Source organism: Rhodosalinus sp. (genome assembly GCF_046542825.1).
GTDB lineage: Bacteria > Pseudomonadota > Alphaproteobacteria > Rhodobacterales > Rhodobacteraceae > Rhodosalinus.
In genome coordinates, this window is record NZ_JBKHAQ010000173.1 from 1 (window position 1) to 3,630 (window position 3,630).

The window sequence follows — 3,630 nt, forward strand, 5'->3', positions numbered from 1 at the left end:
GCAAGGGCGGTGCGGACGTCGATCATGGGATTCTCCTCTCTATCGGCGCAGAAGCTCGCGCAGCGCCTGCGACATCTGCCGGGCCTGGTCGAAGAGCTTCAGATTGGCTTCGTAGCTGCGCTGCGCTTCGCGCGAATCGGCAATCTCGATGACGAGATCGACGTTTGACCCGGCATAGTGCCCGCTTGCGTCCGCCAGCGGATGCGCGGGGTCGTGGATCTGCGGGAGTTCGGACCGGTCGAGTTTCACCCGACCGGTCCGAACCTCGCCACCGGTGCGTTCTGCACCGGCCGCCTGCTCGAAGGTCATCGTTTTCCGGCGGTAGCCCGGCGTGTCTGCGTTCGCGATGTTCTCGGACAGAAGCCGCAGGCGGGTCGCCTGCGCCCGCATGCCGCTGACGGACAGGCGCAGGGAATCGGAAAAGTCAGTCATCTGATGTGTTCTCCTCAGCGGCGTCCGATGCTCTGGCGCATGATCTCGAGCGCGCTGCGGTAGATCGTCATCGCGCGGTCGTGCTGCCGCTTGGCCTCGACCGCCTTGAGCATTTCGAGTTCGAGGGAGACGCCGTTGCCATTCGGGTCAGAGAGGATCTCCTCGCGCAGCTGCGGCGTCGGTACGGTGCTCGCGGCCATTGTAAAGTGACCGGGGCGCGTGCCGCGCAGCCTCGCCGCCGGCGCCTGCCGCGACACGGTCTCGCGGAAGGGTGCCAGGTCGGCGGGCCGGAAGCCGGGCGTGTCGGCATGGGCCATGTTGCGGGCGAGGACGGCATGACGGGTGCCGGCATGCATGGCCATCGCCTGCGCGGTCGAAAAGACGTTCAGCCTGTCGAACATCGGGGCTTCTCCCTCGATCGTGTCCATCAAGGCTTAACCGCGATTCCTTTAGAAACCGTTCTCGGAAGCTGAAGGGAGCGCACGCATGGATCTGCCTCGTCTGGAACATCTCGGTGCCGCGCTGGGCAGGCTCGATCCTGTGCGTGCGCTCGGTCGCGTGGCCGGGGTCGAGGGGGGGCTGCTGCGCGTGCGCGGTCTTGCCGGGGCGCGCCTTGGCGACCGCCTGGAGTTGCGGCGGCGCGACGGCGGGCAGCTGTGCGGCGAGATCCTGCGCCTCACCGAATCGGAAGTGGTGATGCTGCCCGAGGCGGATGCACATGGCGTCTCGCTGGGCGATCCGGTGGCACTTGCGCCGCCGCCCGTGATCGCACCCCATGCGGGCTGGATCGGCCGCGTGATCGACCCCTTCGGCCGCCCGCTCGACGGCGCTCCGCTGTTGCCGGGCCCGGTACCGCGGCCCCTCCTTGCCGTGCCGCCCGCGCCGGGACGGCGGCGCGGCTTCGGCCCGCGCCTCGACACCGGGCTGGCGCTCTTCAATACCGCGCTACCCGTGGCGCGTGGCCAGCGGCTGGGCCTCTTCGCGGGCTCGGGCGTCGGCAAATCGACACTGCTGGCACAACTCGCGCGCGGAATGGAGGCGGATGTGGTCGTCCTTGCCCTGGTCGGCGAGCGCGGTCGCGAGCTGCGCGATTTCGTGGAATCGGCGCTGGGACCCGGGGGCATGCGGCGCAGCGTCATTGTCGCGGCCACCTCGGACCGCTCGCCGTTGCTGCGGCGCCGATGCCTGTTCACCGCGATGGCGGTGGCCGAGCATTTCCGCGACGCGGGGCGGCACGTCCTGTTGCTGGCCGATTCGGTGACCCGTCTCGCGGAGGCGCATCGCGAGGTTGCGGCGGCCTCCGGCGAATTGCCCGCACTACGCGGCTTCCCGCCCTCCACCGGCCAGATGATCATGGCGCTGGCCGAGCGGGCAGGGCCCGGAGAGGGCGACACAGGCGACATCACGGCGCTCTTCACCGTGCTGGTGGCGGGCTCCGACATGGAGGAGCCGGTCGCCGACATCCTGCGCGGCGTGCTCGACGGCCACGTCGTGCTCGACCGGGCCATTGCGGAGCGCGGGCGCTTCCCGGCGGTCGATCTCACGCGGTCGGTTTCGCGCAGCCTTCCGGCAGCGGCTTCCGCGGAGGAGAACGCGGCCATCCTCCGGCTGCGCGCGCTGGTCGCCGCGCACGAAGGGGCGGAGCCGATGATTCGCGCGGGGCTCTACACCGAAGGCAGCGATGCGGAAGTGGATCAGGCGTTGCGGGTCTGGCCGGAGGTGGAACGCTTTCTGGCCGAGCCGGAGAGGCAGGGTATCGAGCAGAGTTTTCGCCGGTTGAACCTGATCCTGCGGCGGGCCGATGCCGGCGCCTCGGCCCGCTCCCGCGCCGTCGTGGCCTCCGGCTAGTGCGGTTTCCCTGCTCTCGCGAAGAGACGCAGGAGCGGCCCCTGGTCGGCCGACGATCCGGCGCAAGGCTTTTCGGAACCGTCAGGACGGCGGCGGCGCGCCGTCTTGGCCATCGAAGCAGGACATCCTCTGCGATGGCGCTGTTTGCGGAATAGCACGCGATTCCGGGCCTCTCACGCATCAGGTGCCACGCGCCGCAACCGGGAGGCCCGGGCTGTGCCCCTCCGGCTGCGATGAAAGCATGCAATCGCGCTGGCGCGTATCCGGTGCACAGATGCAGACGCGCCGGGGCCTGTCAGGCTCGGAGGGGCGGGGGCCCGGCTCCTCCTTTCAACAAGGTGAGAGCGACGGCGGCCGGCCCCGCCGCTTCGGTTGTTGCCAGCTCGCTTTGCAGCAGGAAGCGTCGTGTCAATGCCTCGCGCGCCTTGGGATCGGCAAAGACCTCGATGTCGGGCGCGCCCACCATCCTTTCGGTTCGGCTCCGGAACACCTCGAGCTGACGGTCCAGGTCCTGCTGCCCGAAACTTGACGGAAGGCCCAGCGCCGTCTCGATCACGCTCCGCAAGGGCGGGGTCCCCATGACGCGGAACCATTTGGTGCGCGGGCTTCCGCTGCTTGCCGCCACAGCCGCGAGCTCGCGTTCGGCATAAAGCGCCAGGCGCATGGATTCATCGCGCGTGCCGACCGCGACCTCGAAGCTCTGCCGCTCGTAGCGCGCGACGATCCGGTCGGCAAACCCCGGCGATCCTGTCGCGGCGCCACCCGGATCGCCGAAGCCGAAGGCTTTCGAGAATTCCGCATAGCGCTTGTCGGTCAAACGGTTGGCCAGCGCGTCTGGCCGCGCTGTGCCCTCCTCCAGAATCTTGCGGATGAAATAGCGGTTTGCCAGATCGTCCTGCAGCCCGAAGGCGCCAAGTGCCACACGCAAGACCTGGCGGTCCTCGACCAGAGCCGCCGCAGTTCCGATCTCGCCGATGCGGTCGCGGAACGCACCGGCATCGCGGGCGACAGCCGGTGTCTCGGCATGGGCCGCTTGCTGCATCGGCAGCGTGCGCTGGAGGAAGCGCCAGCCGGCAAGGCCGCCGATCGGAAGGGCGGGCTGAAAGCTCATGCCCGCCGCGCGGCCGCGAGCAGCCGGTCCTCGCGCGGGATCAGCGCGCGCAGCGCCTTGAGGCAGTGGTAATAGCGCTCCGAGATCAGTGCATCGCTGGCCAGGTCGAGATGTCGCCGGCTGTCGTGGTCGGTGAGCGCGCGGCTCAGTTCCTCGATCCGCCGCAGCAACTGCAGGCGCATTTCCTCGGGTTCGGCATCGCCGGTGAGAACCAGCTGCACCGCGTAACAGACGCGACG

General features: G+C 69.3%; 5 protein-coding genes. 1 reads left to right on the forward strand and 4 read right to left on the reverse strand.

The window, feature by feature from the left end; all coding sequences use genetic code 11:
- Positions 1-39: 39 nt before the first annotated feature.
- Both flgC and ACLFOB_RS14605 read right to left on the reverse strand, forming a co-directional pair.
- Positions 40-432 carry a flagellar basal body rod protein FlgC gene (gene flgC, locus ACLFOB_RS14600; protein ID WP_410915582.1) on the reverse strand — a complete coding sequence of 131 codons (393 nt, stop codon included), beginning with the start codon at positions 430-432 and terminating at the stop codon, positions 40-42.
- 14 nt (positions 433-446) lie between these two features.
- Positions 447-833, reverse strand: a complete 387-nt coding sequence (locus tag ACLFOB_RS14605; protein ID WP_410915580.1) for a FlgB family protein — start codon at positions 831-833, stop codon at positions 447-449.
- Between the two features lie 85 nt (positions 834-918).
- Between ACLFOB_RS14605 and ACLFOB_RS14610 the strand changes: the two genes are divergently transcribed.
- On the forward strand, positions 919-2,280 hold the full coding sequence (locus ACLFOB_RS14610; RefSeq protein ID WP_410915579.1) for a FliI/YscN family ATPase: 1,362 nt from the start codon (positions 919-921) through the stop codon (positions 2,278-2,280).
- A 295-nt stretch (positions 2,281-2,575) separates the two neighbouring features.
- On the opposite strand, the gene ACLFOB_RS14615 is transcribed toward ACLFOB_RS14610, so the two are convergent.
- Together ACLFOB_RS14615 and ACLFOB_RS14620 are read right to left on the reverse strand one after the other, a co-directional pair.
- Entirely contained in the window at positions 2,576-3,322 is a 747-nt protein-coding gene (locus ACLFOB_RS14615; protein WP_410926557.1) for a DUF1217 domain-containing protein, read from the reverse strand.
- A gap of 65 nt (positions 3,323-3,387) precedes the next feature.
- On the reverse strand, positions 3,388-3,630 hold a 243-nt coding region (locus tag ACLFOB_RS14620; RefSeq protein WP_410926558.1), incomplete at its 5' end, for a flagellar biosynthesis repressor FlbT.